We start from the raw sequence: 17,017 nt of genomic DNA, 5'->3' as shown, positions 1-17,017 counted from the left end.
GTGTTTCGCGCGGATTTATTGCTGACCCGAGAACGCGATCTTGGTGCGGATGAAGGCCTTGACCTGGCGGACATCGGGGTCAAGGATGTCAAAACGCTGCTTGAGCTCTTCGATGCCATTGAGGTGTTCGGGACGAACCGGTGCCCGGCCCAGGGCTTCGACCATGGTTGCTTCAAATTTGGCTGGCAGTGCCGTTTCCAGAATCACCATGGCGACAGCCGGATCGCGATGCGCTTTGGCGGCCTTGTAGCCATCGGCCGTGTGCGGATCGATTTCCACGCCGTATTTTTCGAAGACTTCGCGAATGTGTGCAACGCGATCGGCGTGGCTGCTCTGCTCCGACACAAAGCCGAAGACATTGTGCATGCGCTCGAAATCCGGCGAGGGCAGGGTAAAGCCTTCGCCCTTTTCCACGCTGGCCCACAGCTCAGCCAGGCGTTTGCTGTCGCGGCCGACCAGATCGAACACGAAGCGCTCCAGATTGGAGGCCTTGGCAATGTCCATCGACGGGCTGGAGGTCTCCAGTGTTTCGTCGATGGCGCGCGGGCGGTAGGCGCCGGTCTTGAAGAACTCGTCGAGCACGTCGTTTTCATTGGTGGCAACGACGAGCTTGCGGATCGGCAGGCCCATCTGGCGCGCAATGTGGCCAGCGCAGATGTTGCCGAAGTTGCCCGACGGCACGCAGAAATCAACCGGATCACCGACCTTCTTCGCGACCGCAAAGTAGCCCTTGAAGTAGTACACCACCTGCGCGACGATGCGGCCCCAGTTGATCGAATTGACAGCACCGATCTTGTGGCCGGACTTGAATTCCGCGTCGTTGTTGATGGCCTTGACGATGTCCTGGCACTGGTCGAAGAAGCTCTTCACCGCCAGATTGTAGATGTTGTCGTCAGTGAGACTGTACATCTGTGCGCGCTGGAAGGGGCTCATCTTGCCGTACGGGCTCAGCATGAAGACGCGCACGCCTTTCTTGCCGCGCATGGCGTATTCGGCCGCGCTGCCGGTGTCGCCCGATGTCGCGCCGACAATGTTCACTTCCTCACCGCGCGTGGTCAGTACGTGTTCGAACAGGTTGCCCAGCAACTGCATCGCCATGTCCTTGAAGGCCAGTGTCGGGCCGTTGGACAGTTCCTGGATGTAGAGGTTGTTTTCCAGCTGCAGCACCGGCGTGATTTCACGCGCCACCAGCGGATCGCGGCCATTGCAGTACACCTCGGCGGTGTAGGTCTTGTCGATCAGCTTCTGCAGTGTGGCATGGTCGATGTCGTCGACAAAGTGGTGAATGATCGCAAAGGCCAGGTCGCGGTATTCCAGATCCGCCAGTTTTTTCAGTGCTTCCAGCGAGAAGTGCGGATAGATTTCCGGAACCGACAGGCCGCCATCGGGAGCGAGGCCGCCAAGCAGGATGTCGCTGAACGGAAGCGGGGCCATGCCGCCGCGAGTGGAGATGTAACGCATGGGTATGTGCCTGTAGCTTAAAGGGCGGGAGGGCTGCAGACCCATACCCGCCCATGTTGGGATTGCGGAATTAGCCGAGGTGTTCCAGTCGCAGCTTCACGACCGGGCCGTTGATCGTTGCCAGCGCTTCGATCTTGGCAATCGCCGCGTTGACGTGCTTTTCGATGGCGAGGTGCGTGACGATGATGATGTCGGTGCGGCCGGCTTCGCCAGCTGCCTTCTGCAGCATCGCGTCGACCGAGATGCCGCCGTCAGCCAGAATGCGGGTTACGTCGGCCAGTACGCCCGGCTGATCCTGCGCGTTCAGGCGCAGGTAGTAGCAGGTCTCGATCTCGTCAACCGGCAGGATGGGCAGGTCGGCCAGCTTGCTCGGCTGGAAGGCCAGATGCGGCACGCGGTGCTCCGGGTCGGCAGTGTGCAGGCGGGTGATGTCGACCAGATCGGCAATCACCGACGAAGCAGTTGGTTCAGAGCCGGCCCCCGGGCCGTAGTAGAGCGTGGCACCCACGGCGTCGCCCTTGACCAGCACGGCATTCATCACGCCATCGACGTTGGCGATCAGGCGTTTCTGCGGGATCAGCGTCGGCGCGACGCGCAGCTCAATGCCGTTTTCGCGGCGGCGGGTCACGCCCAGCAGCTTGATGCGGTAGCCGAGTTCCATCGCGTACTTGATGTCGGTGGCTTCGAGCTTGCTGATGCCTTCCAGATAGGCCTTGTCGAACTGAACCGGGATGCCGAACGCGATCGCGCTCATGATGGTGAGCTTGTGCGCGGCATCGTGCCCTTCGATGTCGAAGGTCGGGTCGGCTTCGGCGTAACCGAGGCGCTGCGCTTCCTTCAGGACGTCGGCAAAGGCCGCGCCCTTGTCGCGCATCTCGGTCAGGATGAAGTTGGACGTGCCGTTGATGATGCCGGCCACCCATTCGATCTTGTTGGCGGTTAGCCCCTCTCGCAGTGCCTTGATGATGGGGATGCCACCAGCCACCGCCGCTTCGAAGGCGACGATCACGCCCTTTTCCTGGGCGCGCGCGAAGATTTCATTGCCGTATTCGGCGATCAGCTTCTTGTTGGCGGTAACGACGTGCTTGCCGTTTTCGATGGCTTTCAGCACGAGTTCTTTCGCAATCGTGGTGCCGCCGATCAGTTCGACGATGATGTCGATTTCGGGGTTGTTGACCACCAGCATGGCGTCATCGACGACCGTGACGTCTGGGCCGCAAATGGCGCGGGCGCTGTCGAGATCGCGGTTGGCGGCCATCTTCACCACGATGGGGCGACCGGCGCGGCGGGCGATTTCTTCCGCGTTGCGTTTGAGTACGGTTGCAGTGCCGCCGCCGACAGTGCCGACGCCACACAGGCCTACATAGATCGGTTTCATTGCTCTGTTTCCTGATTGCCAGTGATGTTGATTGATACGTTCTAGTGTATTGCTCTGATTGCTTTTATTTGTAACGGCTGTCGAGATATACGCTCAGGTGCCGTGCCGCTTGCGCCAGCCGTCCAGGAAGCGCGCGAGACGGGCAATGGCATCCTGCAGGTCGTCGCCCTGCGGCAGGAACACGACGCGGAAGTGGTCGGGCTGGTGCCAGTTGAAGCCCGTGCCCTGTACCAGCAGCACCTTTTCTTCCTGCAGCAGCTCCAGAATCAGCTGCTGGTCGTCGACCACCGGATACATCTTCGGGTCGAGTTTCGGGAACATGTAGAGTGCCGCCTGCGGTTTCACGCAGGAGACGCCCGGAATGCTGGTGATCAGATCGTGCGCGATGTCGCGCTGGCGTGCGAGCCGGCCACCGGGGCGCACCAGATCGTTGATGCTCTGGTAGCCGCCCAGCGCGGTCTGGATCGCGTATTGCGCGGGCACATTGGCGCACAGGCGCATGGTCGAGAGGATGTTGAGCCCCTCGATGTAGTCGCGCGCGATTTTCTTGTTGCCCGAGACGATCATCCAGCCGGCGCGGTAGCCGCAGGCGCGGTAGTTCTTCGACAGGCCGTTGAAGGTGACAAACAGGATGTCATCGGCCAGCGAGGCAATCGACGTGTGCGTGCGGCCGTCGTAGAGCACCTTGTCGTAGATTTCGTCGGCGAAAATGATCAGGTCGTTCTGGCGCGCGATTTCGATCAGCTCGCGCAGCATGTCGTCGGAGTAGAGCGCCCCGGTCGGGTTGTTCGGGTTGATCAGCACCAGCGCGCGCGTGCGGTCGGTAATCTTGGCGCGGATGTCGTCGAGTGCCGGCATCCAGTCCTGCGCTTCGTCGCACAGGTAATGACGCGGCTTGCCGCCGGCGAGGCTTACCGCGGCGGTCCACAGCGGATAATCCGGCATCGGCACGAGCACTTCGTCGCCGTTGTTGAGCAGACCCTGCATCGCCATCACGATGAGCTCAGAAGCGCCGTTGCCAATGTAGATGTCGTCCACCGTGACATCGGCAATTCCCTTTTCCTGCGTGTAGTGCATGATGGCCTTGCGCGCGGGGAACAGGCCTTTCGAATCCACATAGCCGGCTGCGGCAGGCAGGTTGCGGATCACGTCCTGCACGACTTCTTCCGGCGCATCGAAGCCGAAGGGGGCGAGGTTGCCGATGTTCAGCTTGATGATGCGGTGGCCATCTTCTTCCATCTGACGCGCTCGTTCCGGTACCGGGCCACGGATTTCGTAGCAGACGTTGAGCAGCTTGTTCGACTTCAGAATCGCTTCCATAAGTGGCCTACAACCGGGGTCTAGGGAAAACCCCGTATTCTAGCGAATCTTGCCGTGTTCCGGCGTATCAAAGTGCTGATTTTCCATGCACCGGAGCTGCTAGAATGCGCGGATTCTTCCTGCGGGGTCTATCCATGAAGTTGCATCAGAGCAAGCTTGCCAATCTGAACCAGTTCACCGGCTATGGTGAGGGCTATGTGATGGTGAACCAGGAGCGTTTTGAAGGCAGCGTTCTGGTTGCTGCGGATCGTGTCGAACCCTGGTCGGGGCAGCGCCTCGAGACACTTGGTAATGCTGATTTCGAGCCGCTGCTGGCGCTGGCGCCCGAAGTGGTGCTGATCGGCACCGGCAGCAAGCTGCGCTTTGCGCATCCATCGGTCTATTCCGCCTTGCTGCAGGCGCGTATCGGAGTCGATTTCATGGACAACGGCGCGCTGTGCCGCACCTTCAACATTCTGTGCGCGGAAGAGCGCAGGGTGGTTGCGGTCATTTTGCACGACCAGTGATCATACATTGCGCCGTATTGGGCTGCAGCCATTTATCTTGAATGGTTATGGTGTGATACCTATGTGATTCTGGTTGGCGGAAAGGTTGTGACGGCATGGCCCGTGTCCGAGAAGTGTAGGTCGAGCGCAGGCGCAAGAAAAAACCCCCGCACGGGGCGGGGGCGAAAAGTCTGCCGTGAAAGCAGTAAAACTCGTGTCGGAGAGTTTTAAATGGCGCTCTGACGCAGTTGCTCCAGAATCGCCGGATTTTCCAGCGTCGAGGTGTCGGCGGTGATTTCCGCACCCTTGGCGATGTCACGCAGCAAGCGGCGCATGATCTTGCCCGAGCGGGTCTTTGGCAGGTTGTCGCCGAAGCGGATTTCATCCGGCTGGGCGATCTTGCCGATTTCGTGGGCGACCCATTCGCGCAGTTCCTTGGCGATCTTCTTCGCATCATCGCCTTCCGGGCGGCTGCTCTTGAGCACCACGTAGGCCACCACCGATTCGCCCTTGATGTCGTGCGGCTTGCCGACTACGGCGGCTTCGGCCACCAGCGGGTTGGCCACCAGTGCCGATTCGATTTCCATCGTACCCAGGCGGTGACCGGACACGTTCAGCACGTCGTCGATGCGGCCCATGATCCAGATATAGCCATTCTCGTCGCGGTGCGCGGAGTCGCCGGCCAGGTACAGCTTGCCGTTGTAGTCTTCCGGGAAATAGGTCTTCTTGAAGCGGTCCGGATCACCCCAGATGGTGCGAACCATCGACGGCCACGGCTTGCTGATCACGAGGAAGCCGCCCTTGCCGGCTTCGACCGGTGCGCCGGATTCATCGACGATGTCGGCCATGATGCCCGGCAGTGGCAGCGTGCATGAGCCCGGCTTGGTGGCGGCAGCGCCCGGCAGCGGGGCGATCATGTTGGCGCCGGTTTCGGTCTGCCACCAGGTGTCGACGATCGGGCAGCGTCCGCCGCCGACCACTTCGTGGTACCACATCCAGGCTTCCGGATTGATCGGTTCGCCCACGGTGCCCAAGAGGCGCAGGCTGGACAGATCGTACTGTTTCGGTAGGTCTCCACCCAGCTTGATCAGCGAGCGGATTGCGGTCGGCGCGGTGTAGAAGGTGGTGACTTCGTGCTTCTCGATCATCTGCCAGAAGCGCGAGGCATCCGGATAGGTCGGCACGCCTTCGAACACGACCTGCGTGGCACCGATGCCCAGCGGGCCGTAGGCGATGTAGCTGTGGCCGGTAATCCAGCCCACATCGGCCGTGCACCAGTACACATCGCTGTCCTTGTAATCGAACACCCACTTCATGGTCACTTGCGTGCCGAGGAAGTAACCGGCGCTGCTGTGCTGCACGCCCTTGGGCTTGCCGGTCGAACCGGAGGTGTAGAGGATGAAGAGCGGGTCTTCGGCGTTTACCCATTCCGGTTCGCACTCGTCGGCCTGGTCTTTCACCAGCTTGTGCCACCAGATGTTGCGCTCTTCGCTCCAGTGTTCGGGCTTGGCGCTGGTGCGCTGGAAGACGACAACTTTTTCGACCGAATCGCAGCCGCCCAGGCCCAGCGCTTCGTCGGTGATCGATTTCAGCGGCGTGGTCTTGCCGCCACGCACGGTTTCATTGGCGGTGATGACGACCTTGGCGGCGGCATCCTGGATGCGGTCACGCAGGGCTCCGGCGGAGAAACCACCGAAAACGACCGAGTGGATCGCACCGATGCGGGCGCTGGCCTGCATGGCGATGATGGCTTCCACGCCATGCGGCATGTAGATGACCACGCGGTCACCCTTCTTCACGCCCAGGCTCTTGAGGCCATTGGCGAACTGGCAGACGCGGTGGTAGAGCTCGCGGTAGGTGACACGCGACACCGAGCCGTCGTCGGCTTCGAAAATGATGGCAACCTTGTTGCCGCGGGCTTCGAGGTGGCGGTCCAGGCAGTTGTAGGACACATTCATTTCACCGTCTTCAAACCATTTGAAGAACGGTGCGTTGCTGTCGTTGAGCACCTTGGTGAACGGTTTTTTCCAGCTCACCAGTTCGCGGGCCAGCTCGCCCCAGAAACCGGCGTAATCGCTGTTGGCCTTTTCGCACAGGGCGTTGTAGCCGTCCATGCCGGACACATTGGCCTTGACGCGGAAATCGTCGGACGGCGGGAAGAGACGGTTTTCTTTCAGAACGGAATCGATAGTGCCCATGTGTGCTCCTTCTTGCCCAAACAGTAAGGAAATAGTCGGTGAGCAAACTTTATGATTTGCCGAGCGGCAAATCCAATTGTCTTTTCTGATGCCGCAAATCAGTCGCACTGATAGTGGGCCTGTCCCCGGCGCAGAGCCTCAAGTGATGCGCTAAGCTAAAGCTGCACATCTGATCGGGCAGGACACAGGAACCCAGGGTATTCATGCAGAAGACACTAATCGATGCCATCCTCACTGCCCAGGCGGGCTTTGTCAGTGACGAAGCTGACGAACAGTTTTTTCCTCTGCTGCTGCAGGACGTACTGGCGCTGACTACCTGTGAGGCGGCAGCACTGCATGTGGCCATTGATGGCAGACTGCAGCCCGGTAAGGGCATATTCATGGCTGGCGTGGGGATGCCGGCAGGACTGGATGAGCTGGCCGGACGGGTTGTGCTGCGCGGTGAACCCGTTGCGGTGCAGGTGGGTGAGGGCCGGGAGTGCCAGGCCTTGCCTGTCCGGCTGGAAGGCCAGGTACTCGCCGTCTTGCTGCTGTTGGGCCTGCCCGTGCGAACAGCCACCGGACAGGCAGACTACTTGCATCCCCTTCTTTTGACCATTGCCCGTTTGCTGCAGTATCGCCACGTTGATTCGCAGCGTGCTGCGCAAGCGTTTCGCGAGGCGCTTCAGGCCAAGGAGGGGCAGGAGTCGCTGCTGCGCCTGCAGAAAATCGGTGCGCAGCTGCCCGGTGTGATTTACCAGTATCGCCTGTATGTCGATGGCCGCAGCTGTTTTCCTTATGCCAGTGAAGGGATGCGTGATATCTATGGGGTCGAAGCGGATGCCGTGCGTGAAGACGCAGCCGCGGTTTTTGCCGTCTTGCATGAAGAGGATTTGCCGCACGTGCGGGATAGCATCATTGCCTCGGCGCAGATGCTGACGCGCTGGCATGACACGTATCGTGTTCACCATCCGCAGAAAGGGCTGATCTGGGTGGAAGGCATGGCTAGCCCGGAGCGGACTCCGGAGGGCGATACGCTCTGGCATGGCTTCATTTCCGACATTTCCCAGCAAAAAACCGCCGAGATGCAGCTGCAGGCCCGCGACGCCGAGGCTCGCATGCTGTCGCTGGTTGCCAGCCGCACTTCCAATGCCGTTGTGATTACCGATGCGCGAGGTAATGTCGAGTGGGTGAACAAGGGCTTCGAGCGACTCACTGGCTATGATCTGGCCTTCATGCAGGGCAAACGTCCCGGCTCAGTGCTGCAGGGGCCGCTGACCGACCCGCTCGCAGTCGCGCAAATCACGCAACAAATCCGGCTGGGCGAGCATTGCTACACCGAGCTGATCAATTACCGGCGTGACGGCTCGCCCTACTGGATTTCGCTCGATATCGAGCCGGTGCGCGACGGCAATGGTGTCATTACACATTTCATCGCAATCGAAAGCGACATCACCGCGCGCAAGGAAGCCGAGCTGGCGCTGTCTACCGAACAGGAGCGGCTGAGCAACATCATCCAGGCGACCAATATCGGAACCTGGGAATGGAATGTCCAAAGCGGCGAGGTCTATTTCAATGAGCGCTGGGCGGCGATGCTGGGATATACCCTTGCTGAACTGGAGCCAGTCAGCATCGAAACCTGGTTGCGCCTGGTCTGCCCGGACGATTTGCCTGTGTCGGAACAGGGGCTGCAGCGGCACTTTGCCGGTGAGCTGGAATACTACGATTGCGAGTGCCGCATGCAACATCGCGACGGGCACTGGGTGTGGGTGCATGACCGTGGTCGGGTGCTGGAATGGTTGCCCGACGGCCAGCCGCTGCGCATGTCGGGAACGCACGAGGACATCACCAGCCGCAAGCTCGCCGAGGATGAGCTGCGCGCCGCCAAGCTGGCGGCTGAATCCGCGAGCAAGGCGAAAAGCCAGTTTCTGGCCAATATGAGCCATGAAATCCGCACACCGATGAATGGCGTGCTCGGCATGGCCGGCTTGCTGCTCGATACCGAGCTCACGCCGCTGCAGCGCGAATACGCGGAAACCATCCGGCAGAGCGGCGATGTGCTGCTGGGCGTGATCAATGACATCCTCGATTTTTCCAAGGTTGAAGCCGGGCGGATGGAGCTGGAACAGGTCGATTTCGATCTGGCCTCGCTGCTGGACGGTGTGACAGCCATCATGGCATTGCGACCCAGGGAGAAGGGAATCGGACTGGAGTGCATCCGCCAGCCCGAGGTGCCGGTCTGGGTGCGAGGTGATCCCGGTCGTTTGCGGCAGGTGCTGATCAATCTGATCGGCAATGCCATCAAGTTTACCGAGCATGGTGGTGTGACGATCAGGGTCAGCCTGGAGGCGCAGGATGCTGCTGGCTATCACCTGCGTTTCAGCGTGCGTGACAGCGGTATGGGCATTCCGCCCGACAAGCTTGACCGCCTGTTCGACAGCTTTACCCAGGTGGATGCGTCGACGACCCGCCGTTTCGGCGGAACAGGCCTGGGGTTGGCCATCAGCCGGCAGCTGGTCGAATTGATGGGCGGGCAGATCAGGGTGCACAGCACCGTGGGACTGGGCAGTGAGTTCTTTTTCACGATCACCTTGCCTCCGCCCGCGCAGACCGAGGGGACACCCCGCGAAGGGCGGGCGCAGGATGGCGTGCGCATCCTGGTGGTCGATGACAGCGTGTCGCAACGCGAGTATTTCGATCAGCAGCTGCGCAGCTGGGGGCGGGTGGCCGACCTGTGCGCCAGCGGCGCCGAGGCCTTGCAGAAGCTGCGGCATGCGGTTGAGCAGGGGCAGCCGTATGGCATGGTGCTGATCGATCTTTACATGCCGGGCAGCAGCGGGCTGGAACTGGGCCGGCAGATCAGTGGCGATGCCGCGCTGGGGCAGCCCCTGTTGATCCTGATGACGGCGGCGGGAACGCGGGGGGATGCCTTGCTGGCGCGCGAGGCAGGTTTTTCGGGCTATCTGAGCAAGCCCCTGCAGGAAAAGGCCTGGCGGGCCATCGAAAACATGTATGGCAAATCCCCGCCCGATCCGGCCTTCCTGACGCGCTATTCGCTGGAAGACGGTGGCGCGCCGCTGCGCGTGCTGCTGGCGGAGGATAATCAGGTCAACCGCATCGTTGCCTGCAAGATGCTGGAGAAGTGGGGTTGCTGCGTCGTCGCGGTTGATAACGGCATCAGGGCCGTTCAGGCGCTGATCGACGAAGAATTCAATCTGGTGCTGATGGACATGCAGATGCCGGAAATGGACGGGGTCGAGGCGACACGGCGCATCCGCCAGCCCGATACCGGTGCGCTCTGGCCGGAAATCCCCATCATCGCGCTGACTGCCAATGCCACGTCGGATGACCGTCGCGCGTGCCTGGAGGCCGGGATGGATGATTATCTTGCCAAGCCGATCAATGCCGAGCAGCTGCAGGCCAAGCTGCTGCAGTGGGGCAGAGTACGGCAGGCGCCGGCCTTTCCGGAACGGGGCGCGCACTGATGGCTGTCTCTGCAATGGCTTTATGGGTATATGGCTGTAGCCGTTTTAAATAAATGGCTTTGGTCTTATACGCCATGGTGTATCTGTGTCATGCCACTCGGTGGGAGCGTGGCGCCAGCTTCAGGAAAATCATTGCGGCCAGCAGTGCATCATTGAGCGGATCGTGACGCGGCAGCCGGGGGAGCGACAGCGTGGCCAGAATGGCATCCAGGCTGAGATCGACTTCCGGCCGGTAGGCCGTCACCATGCGGTCGTAATACAGGCCCGACACATCGATACGCCGGTTGGGCAGACCGATTCCCAGCCAGGGGCGCAACTGCCGGTCGATCACCGCCAGATCGAATTCCAGGTAATAGCCGACCAGTGGCCGCGAACCGATGAAGGCCAGCAACTGTGCGAGTGCCTCGCGCACTGGCAGTCCTTGCGCCACATCCTGTGCGCGAAGACCGTGGATCGGAATGCTGCTGTGGGCAATTGCCCCCTCGGGGCGGACAATCAGCTTCAGTGATTCTGACAGGGCAATGCGCTGGCCGATGATGCGCACGGCGGCGATGCTGAGGATTTCCGCGCCCCCGGGGTCAAGGCTGGTGGTTTCGCAATCGAGGCTGACATATTCATCCGCTGGTGGTGCTGCGAACAGACAGGTGAATTCCGGCACGCGCAGGCGCCGCCGGGCAAGCCGCCGCTGCAATTCCTGCCAGCAATTCGGCCAGCTGGTCATAGGGCCCCCAGCCGGAAGTGATGCCGCAAGAGCTGGCGGAAGCGCTTGACGACGCCGAGCGCGTCTTTCAGCAGGTCGCGCTCCAGCGTGGTCAGCTCGCGCGGGTCGATCAGATTGCTGGCGGGCTGTTTCTGCGCCAGCTGCTGCAGGCCGGATTTCAGCTGCAGCCCCTGCAGGAAGGCCAGTGCCTCGCTCACATCCTGTGCCAGTGCCGGCGGCAGCACCGGCAATCCGCTCAGCGCATTGATACGTTCATAGGTATTGCTGAAGGAAACGCCGTTCTCAAGGGCTAGGCTGCGTATACCATGCACGATCGGGAAAATGCCACCTTTCTTCAGGTCGAGCTGCTGGCGATCATTGCCGGCATCGGTGACAAGGCGCGAGAACAGCGTCAGTGGCGGCTCGAACAGTTCGATGGGCCAGGCAAAGCGCGCCAGAAACGCGGCATTACCATCCAGCCAGCGGTGCAGGTGCTGTTCGAGTTGCGCATGCAGGCTGCTGTTGCCGCACACTGGCCTGGCGTCGATCCAGATGGCCAGCTGCATCATGTTTTCGCCGCTCGGGTCGCCGGTCCAGGCATTGATCTGCTGGCGGAAACTGCTGGTACTGCGGCACCACTGCGGCGTGTTGAGCATCACGCCGCCGGGGCAGGGAGGATAGCCCATGCCGATCAATTCCTCGCTGAAGCGCTGACAGATGGCGGTCAGATCGGGATGCTGATAGCCGTCGGCAATGATCAGCGCATTATCCTGATCGGTACGCAGGATCTGCTCGCCGCGCCCTTCCGAGCCCAGCACCAGCAGGCAGACATGCCCGAGCATGTCTTGCGGTGCGAGCAGGGTGAACAGGCGCGCCAGCAGCTTCTGCCGCAGTTCGCTCATCAGTGCGGCAATCAGCGTGACCTTCATGCCGTTACCGTGCAGCTGGCTGACCAGTTGCTGCATGGCGGCGGCGGCGGCGTGCAGTTCGCTCACATGGCTGGCGCGCTCGATCTGCCCCGTGATGCTGTGCGGGTTGTTGGCAAGACTGGAGAGCAGGTCGACCTGTTCGAGGATGCCGCAGATCTCGCCGGCCCGCAGCACCACCAGGCGCTGGATGGTGTAGCGCACCATAAGCAGCATGGCCTGATGCAGGTAATCCGTTTCGTTGATGGTGTAGAGGTGATAGTTGGCGTGCCATTCCACCGGCTCGGTATTCGGGTCGAGCCCGTCGATCACGAAGTTGCGCAAATCGCTCTGCGTGAAAATGCCGGTGCCTTTTTCGCCGCGCACCAGGATCGATGTGGCGTGCTCGCGTTTCATCGTGCGCGCGGCATCCATGACGGTGGCGTTGTGGTCCAGCCAGCAAGGTGCGGAGTAGCGCGTCTGATTCACGCGCGTCAGCATCAGCGAGGGTTGTTCTTCGCGATAGGGCTGGTGGGCCAGTGCCGCCAGGCGGCGCGCCACGTCTTCGTAGAAATAGGCCGCAAAGCGCGGGTTGCGGCGGGTGAGGTCCAGAATGATATCGCGGGGTATACGCCAGAGCAGCGTGTCTTCCCTTGCGTGCAGCGACATACCTGCAGTGCCGTTGACCAGTGCGCGCGAGTCGAATACCTCATGCTCGCTGTAGTACACCGTGCCGTTCGGCCCGCCTTCTTCCTCGACCGCACCCTTCATCATCACATGGAGATGCTCGACCGCATCTCCGGGCTGCAGGATGGCTGTATGGGCGGGATAAAAGAGGATGTCGAGTGTGGCTGCCAGTTCCTGCTGTTCAGCTGGCGTCAGGGTATCGAAGGGTGAATGCTGGAAGTCGAAGGCAGTGGTCATGTGCGGGCTCCTTGGGCTCTATTGAGGCGTGATTGGTTTTTACGCAGTCCCGCCAACTTGTCGGGGCGCGAAGCCAAGCGCAAGGAAATGCGAGCATTTTCGAGCATTGGCGACAAAGCATCCGGCAAGAATGGAGGGACTGCCCATCGCGTAAAAAATTATTCATGCCTCAATAGAGCCCGGTTTCCAGTGTAGGCCATGCGGGGATGCGACAACGCCCTGCTGGGCAGGGCGTTGTCGTGCTGCTGGAACTCTTATGTTGCTTAATGCTTGGACGCGCCTTCTGCGCCAATGCCGGTCATTGAGCGGATGAACTGTGGCAGGAACAGGGCACGTTCATTCTGTGCCTGTTCGCTGTTGTCCATGACCGAAATCAGCCAGGTGAAGAAGAAGGCCATGGTCATCGAGAAGATGGCCGGGTTGCTGTAGGCAAAGGGTGCGCTGCCTTTCGGATTGCCGAGCGTTACTTCCCAGACGGCCGGGCCGAGAATGATGAGCACCACTGCCGAGATCAGGCCGATTGCGCCGCCGATGACCGCGCCACGAGTGGTCAGCCCCTTCCAGAACATCGACAGGAACAGTACCGGGAAGTTGGCCGACGCGGCGATCGAGAAGGCGAGACCCACCATGAAGGCAATGTTCTGTTTTTCGAACAGGATGCCCAGTACGATGGCTACTACACCCAGGAAGAGCGTGGTGATCTTCGAAACCCGGATTTCATCGGCTTCGTTGGCCTTGCCCTTCTTGATCACGCTGGCGTAGAGGTCGTGCGATACGGCCGATGCGCCCGAGAGCGTCAGGCCGGCCACGACGGCCAGAATGGTGGCGAAAGCTACGGCCGAGATGAAGCCGAGGAAGAAGTCACCACCCACCGCGTTGGCAAGGTGAATCGCCGCCATGTTCGAGCCGCCGATCAGACCGCCTGCCGCTGCCTTGAAATCGGGATTGGTGGCAACCAGCGTGATGGCGCCAAAGCCGATGATGAAGGTCAGGATGTAGAAGTAACCGATGAAGCCGGTGGCGTAGAACACCGATTTGCGCGCTTCCTTGGCGTCCTTGACAGTAAAGAAACGCATCAGGATGTGCGGCAGGCCGGCGGTACCGAACATCAGTGCCAGACCCAGCGAGATTGCGTCGATCGGGTTCGATACCAGACCACCCGGCGCCATGATATTCACTTTGGCGGCGGCATCGGCAGCTTTCGCTGCTGCGGCTGCGCTGGCAACGGCAGCGGAGGCGTCCGCTGCATTGCTGGCAACGGCAGCAGCGGCAACTTCCGATGCCGTGGCTGCCTTGGCTGCCAGAGCCTGTGCGGCCATGTTTTTCACTTCGACTGCCTGTGCAAACATGTTTTCGAAGCTGAAACCGCTGTGCTTGAGCACCATGAAGGCCATGAAGGACGCGCCGGACAGCAGCAGGATGGCCTTGATGATCTGTACCCAGGTTGTCGCCAGCATGCCGCCGAACATCACGTAGAGCACCATCAGGATGCCGACCAGAACCACGGCATAGGTGTAATCCATGCCGAACAGCAACTGGATCAGCTTGCCGGCACCGACCATCTGTGCGATCAGGTAAAGGGCAACAACGACCAGCGTACCGGTGGCGGCAAAGCTGCGCACCGGAGTCTGGCCAAGGCGGTAGGAGGCCACGTCGGCAAAGGTGTACTTGCCGAGATTGCGCAGGCGTTCGGCCACCAGGAAGGTGATCACCGGCCAGCCGACCAGGAAGCCGATCGAGTAGATCAGGCCGTCGTAGCCCTTGTCGAACACCATCGCGGAAATGCCGAGGAAAGAAGCGGCCGACATATAGTCGCCGGCAATCGCCAGACCGTTCTGGAAGCCGGAAATACCGCCGCCAGCTGCGTAGAAGTCTTTGGCAGAGCGGGTGCGGCGTGCGGCCCAGTAGGTAATCCCCAGGGTAAACGCCACGAAGATGAAGAACATGATGATGGCGTGCCAGTTCAGGTCGCGCTTGGTGACGGCGCCATCAATCGAGCCGGCGGCCCAGCTCTGGGCTGATACCAGTGCCAGCAGCGCCGAGGCGCTCAGGGATTGCAGGGTTTTGCGGATCATTGCTTGGCCTCCTCGACCACTTCGCGCGTCAGACGGTCGAACTCGGTATTGGCGCGGCGCACATAAATGCCGGTAATCACGAATGCCGACAGAATGATGAGAACGCCGACAGGAATGCCGACCGTGGTTACCGAGCCTGCAGAGAGCGGGGTGCCCAGTGTTGCGGGAGAGAACGCGATTACCAGAATGAACCCGTAATAAATCACCAGCATGACTACCGCCAGCAACCAGGAAAAGCCGCCTTTCTTTTGGACCAGCTCCTTGAATTTCGGATTCTGCTGAATGCGCTCGACGAGTGCTTCATCCATGCCTGACCTCCTTGCCCTTGAATGGAATAGGTATCTCCAGCCCTTGCGAGCTGCCGGTTGTAACTTTATGAGAGGTTTTGTTACGAAGGCTAATTGCAAATTCTGATGCGGAGAATCATTGCGCCTTATGCTGCATTGCTGCAGCCTTACTCCATGCGGTGTAGCGCGAGAATGGCGACTACATTTTTCGGTCGCAGGCAAGACAATCCAGTGGCTTTGCCCTATGATTGGCGGCATGGAAATCTACCAGTTGCGTACCTTTGTTACCGTGGCGCAGCAGGGGCACCTGACCCAGGCGGCCGAACTGCTCCACCTGTCCCAGCCGGCCGTCACGGCCCAGATCAAGGCGCTGGAAGAAGAATTCGGCATGCCCTTGTTCGAGCGCTATCCCGGAGGTGTCCAGCTCACCGAGGCGGGCAAGCTGCTGCTGCCGGATGCGGAGAACATCCTGGCGCTGGGGCGCAATCTGCTGCACAAGGCCAAATCATTGCAGGGCGAGCCGCGGGGCAAGGTGAGGATCGGGACGATCGGCGTCGCCGCGCGCCTCAAGATCGGCCCCTGGCTGGCGCTGCTGCGCCAGCGCCATCCGCTGATTACGGTCGAAACCACGCACGGCGTTTCGGTGAGCGTGCTCAATGAGGTGCGCAAGAAAACCATCGACGCCGGGTTTTATCTGGGGCGCAATCCTTACCAGAACGTCAATACGCTGCCCTTGTCCGAGGTCGGCTTCTGCGTGGCGTTGCCGCCGCAAATGGCGGTAGAGCTGGCCAACGCCGACTGGAAGGTGCTGGGCAAGGCACCATGGCTTGGTGTCTCGCAATTCAGCAGCTTGGCGGACATCACGCAGGAACTGTGGCGCAGCCAGAATATCGCGCCGCTGAAGGTGGGCGAGTTCGATGAAGAGGCGACACTGCTGGAGCTGATCAAGGCGGGGGTTGGTGTTGCCGTGCTGGCCGAGCGCACGGCGCGGCGCTATGCCGCGGACGGCTCGATCGTGCTGTGGCGTGGTGGCGAACTGGCTACGCGTGCGCCGTTGCAATTCATTTATTCGGCCGAGCGGGAAAATGACCCAGTAATCGGCATGCTCAAAGCCAGTCTGCGGCAGGTTTGGGATTTGCCTTAGAGGGTATTGGCTTGCAGGCCTTTTACTTGCAGGGCTGGGGAAGTATCCCTTGATGGGTATGATGCTTGGTGCTGACTATGTCACGGATATTGTCAGTGCTACGTGCAAATGGAATCAGTGCCCGCTGCTTGCTTGCCGGGGATATCCGTTTCCCGGCGTCAAAAAGAAAAACCCCGCCGTGGCGGGGTCTTCGAGTATGGTCACCAGCAACTGAATTACTTCAGCTTGGTTTCCTTATAGATCACGTGCTTGCGGGCAACGGGATCGAACTTCTTGATTTCCATCTTTTCCGGCATGGTACGCTTGTTCTTGGTCGTGGTGTAGAAATGACCGGTACCAGCAGTGGATTCGAGCTTGATCTTGTCACGCATTTGGATTTACCTCTGATTACAGCTCGCCACGGGCGCGCAGATCTGCCAGAACAACATCGATGCCAACTTTATCGATGGTGCGCAGGGCGGCGTTGGATACGCGCAGGCGTACCCAGCGATTTTCGCTTTCAACCCAGAAACGGCGCGATTGCAGGTTCGGGAGGAAACGACGCTTGGTCTTGTTGTTGGCGTGGGAAACGTTATTCCCTGTCATCGGGCGCTTGCCGGTGACTGTACATACTCGTGCCATGATGCTTTCCTGAAATTCTGAAGCTGGGAAAAGACGGCATTTATACCACGTTCTT

Annotated in this window: 13 protein-coding genes; 3 read left to right on the top strand and 10 right to left on the bottom strand. The window is 60.5% G+C overall.

All coding sequences use genetic code 11. From position 1 onward, the window contains the following. Positions 1 to 15 precede the first annotated feature (15 nt). The 3 genes from thrC to H559_RS0115130 form a co-directional block, all read right to left on the bottom strand. Positions 16 to 1,461, bottom strand: a complete 1,446-nt coding sequence (gene thrC / locus H559_RS0115140) for a threonine synthase (RefSeq protein WP_028453368.1) — start codon at positions 1,459 to 1,461, stop codon at positions 16 to 18. 70 nt (positions 1,462 to 1,531) lie between these two features. Continuing rightward, a complete protein-coding gene (locus H559_RS0115135; RefSeq protein ID WP_028453367.1) occupies positions 1,532 to 2,839 on the bottom strand; it encodes a homoserine dehydrogenase in 1,308 nt (435 codons plus the stop codon). 93 nt (positions 2,840 to 2,932) lie between these two features. Continuing rightward, positions 2,933 to 4,159: a pyridoxal phosphate-dependent aminotransferase gene (locus tag H559_RS0115130; protein WP_028453366.1), complete on the bottom strand. Its 1,227-nt coding sequence runs from the start codon at positions 4,157 to 4,159 to the stop codon at positions 2,933 to 2,935. Between the two features lie 134 nt (positions 4,160 to 4,293). On the opposite strand from H559_RS0115130, the gene H559_RS0115125 reads away from it, so the two are divergent. Beyond that, positions 4,294 to 4,665 (top strand): Mth938-like domain-containing protein, encoded by a 372-nt coding sequence (locus H559_RS0115125; protein ID WP_028453365.1) that lies wholly within the window; start codon positions 4,294 to 4,296, stop codon positions 4,663 to 4,665. Between the two features lie 206 nt (positions 4,666 to 4,871). Here the strand turns inward: H559_RS0115125 and acs are convergent, their stop codons facing one another. Then, positions 4,872 to 6,842: an acetate--CoA ligase gene (acs, locus tag H559_RS0115120; protein ID WP_028453364.1), complete on the bottom strand. Its 1,971-nt coding sequence runs from the start codon at positions 6,840 to 6,842 to the stop codon at positions 4,872 to 4,874. 203 nt (positions 6,843 to 7,045) lie between these two features. Here acs and H559_RS21940 point away from each other — a divergent pair, with 203 nt between their 5' ends. Next, a complete protein-coding gene (locus H559_RS21940; protein ID WP_051279573.1) occupies positions 7,046 to 10,306 on the top strand; it encodes a PAS domain-containing hybrid sensor histidine kinase/response regulator in 3,261 nt (1,086 codons plus the stop codon). Between the two features lie 88 nt (positions 10,307 to 10,394). Here the strand turns inward: H559_RS21940 and H559_RS0115110 are convergent, their stop codons facing one another. The 4 genes from H559_RS0115110 to H559_RS0115095 all read right to left on the bottom strand — a co-directional run bounded on the left by H559_RS0115110 (position 10,395) and on the right by H559_RS0115095 (position 15,218). Next, a complete protein-coding gene (locus tag H559_RS0115110; RefSeq protein WP_028453363.1) occupies positions 10,395 to 11,027 on the bottom strand; it encodes a 3'-5' exonuclease in 633 nt (210 codons plus the stop codon). Next, positions 11,024 to 12,835 (bottom strand): putative nucleotidyltransferase substrate binding domain-containing protein, encoded by a 1,812-nt coding sequence (locus H559_RS0115105; protein ID WP_028453362.1) that lies wholly within the window; start codon positions 12,833 to 12,835, stop codon positions 11,024 to 11,026. The genes H559_RS0115110 and H559_RS0115105 overlap by 4 nt, the downstream gene beginning before the upstream one ends. A gap of 263 nt (positions 12,836 to 13,098) precedes the next feature. Then, positions 13,099 to 14,910: a cation acetate symporter gene (locus H559_RS0115100; protein WP_028453361.1), complete on the bottom strand. Its 1,812-nt coding sequence runs from the start codon at positions 14,908 to 14,910 to the stop codon at positions 13,099 to 13,101. Continuing rightward, positions 14,907 to 15,218 (bottom strand): DUF485 domain-containing protein, encoded by a 312-nt coding sequence (locus tag H559_RS0115095; RefSeq protein WP_028453360.1) that lies wholly within the window; start codon positions 15,216 to 15,218, stop codon positions 14,907 to 14,909. The genes H559_RS0115100 and H559_RS0115095 overlap by 4 nt, the downstream gene beginning before the upstream one ends. 235 nt (positions 15,219 to 15,453) lie before the next feature. On the opposite strand from H559_RS0115095, the gene H559_RS0115090 reads away from it, so the two are divergent. Beyond that, on the top strand, positions 15,454 to 16,341 hold the full coding sequence (locus H559_RS0115090) for a LysR family transcriptional regulator (protein WP_028453359.1): 888 nt from the start codon (positions 15,454 to 15,456) through the stop codon (positions 16,339 to 16,341). Between the two features lie 215 nt (positions 16,342 to 16,556). Here the strand turns inward: H559_RS0115090 and rpmG are convergent, their stop codons facing one another. Next, positions 16,557 to 16,712 (bottom strand): 50S ribosomal protein L33, encoded by a 156-nt coding sequence (gene rpmG / locus H559_RS0115085; protein WP_028453358.1) that lies wholly within the window; start codon positions 16,710 to 16,712, stop codon positions 16,557 to 16,559. A 16-nt stretch (positions 16,713 to 16,728) separates the two neighbouring features. After that, positions 16,729 to 16,962 (bottom strand): 50S ribosomal protein L28, encoded by a 234-nt coding sequence (gene rpmB / locus H559_RS0115080; RefSeq protein ID WP_028453357.1) that lies wholly within the window; start codon positions 16,960 to 16,962, stop codon positions 16,729 to 16,731. Positions 16,963 to 17,017: the final 55 nt, after the last annotated feature.

Origin of the sequence: Chitinilyticum aquatile DSM 21506 (assembly GCF_000430805.1) — a bacterium.
Taxonomy (GTDB): domain Bacteria; phylum Pseudomonadota; class Gammaproteobacteria; order Burkholderiales; family Chitinibacteraceae; genus Chitinilyticum; species Chitinilyticum aquatile.
This window is presented reverse-complemented; position numbering and strand designations above follow the sequence as displayed.

What these genes read in the sequence shown, in the direction of transcription:
- thrC (WP_028453368.1), bottom strand. Translation starts at nt 1,461, where the DNA reads ATGCGTTACATCTCCACTCGCGGCGGCATGGCCCCGCTTCCGTTCAGC.
- H559_RS0115135 (WP_028453367.1), bottom strand. Translation starts at nt 2,839, where the DNA reads ATGAAACCGATCTATGTAGGCCTGTGTGGCGTCGGCACTGTCGGCGGC.
- H559_RS0115130 (WP_028453366.1), bottom strand. Translation starts at nt 4,159, where the DNA reads ATGGAAGCGATTCTGAAGTCGAACAAGCTGCTCAACGTCTGCTACGAA.
- H559_RS0115125 (WP_028453365.1), top strand. Translation starts at nt 4,294, where the DNA reads ATGAAGTTGCATCAGAGCAAGCTTGCCAATCTGAACCAGTTCACCGGC.
- acs (WP_028453364.1), bottom strand. Translation starts at nt 6,842, where the DNA reads ATGGGCACTATCGATTCCGTTCTGAAAGAAAACCGTCTCTTCCCGCCG.
- H559_RS21940 (WP_051279573.1), top strand. Translation starts at nt 7,046, where the DNA reads ATGCAGAAGACACTAATCGATGCCATCCTCACTGCCCAGGCGGGCTTT.
- H559_RS0115110 (WP_028453363.1), bottom strand. Translation starts at nt 11,027, where the DNA reads ATGACCAGCTGGCCGAATTGCTGGCAGGAATTGCAGCGGCGGCTTGCC.
- H559_RS0115105 (WP_028453362.1), bottom strand. Translation starts at nt 12,835, where the DNA reads ATGACCACTGCCTTCGACTTCCAGCATTCACCCTTCGATACCCTGACG.
- H559_RS0115100 (WP_028453361.1), bottom strand. Translation starts at nt 14,910, where the DNA reads ATGATCCGCAAAACCCTGCAATCCCTGAGCGCCTCGGCGCTGCTGGCA.
- H559_RS0115095 (WP_028453360.1), bottom strand. Translation starts at nt 15,218, where the DNA reads ATGGATGAAGCACTCGTCGAGCGCATTCAGCAGAATCCGAAATTCAAG.
- H559_RS0115090 (WP_028453359.1), top strand. Translation starts at nt 15,454, where the DNA reads ATGGAAATCTACCAGTTGCGTACCTTTGTTACCGTGGCGCAGCAGGGG.
- rpmG (WP_028453358.1), bottom strand. Translation starts at nt 16,712, where the DNA reads ATGCGTGACAAGATCAAGCTCGAATCCACTGCTGGTACCGGTCATTTC.
- rpmB (WP_028453357.1), bottom strand. Translation starts at nt 16,962, where the DNA reads ATGGCACGAGTATGTACAGTCACCGGCAAGCGCCCGATGACAGGGAAT.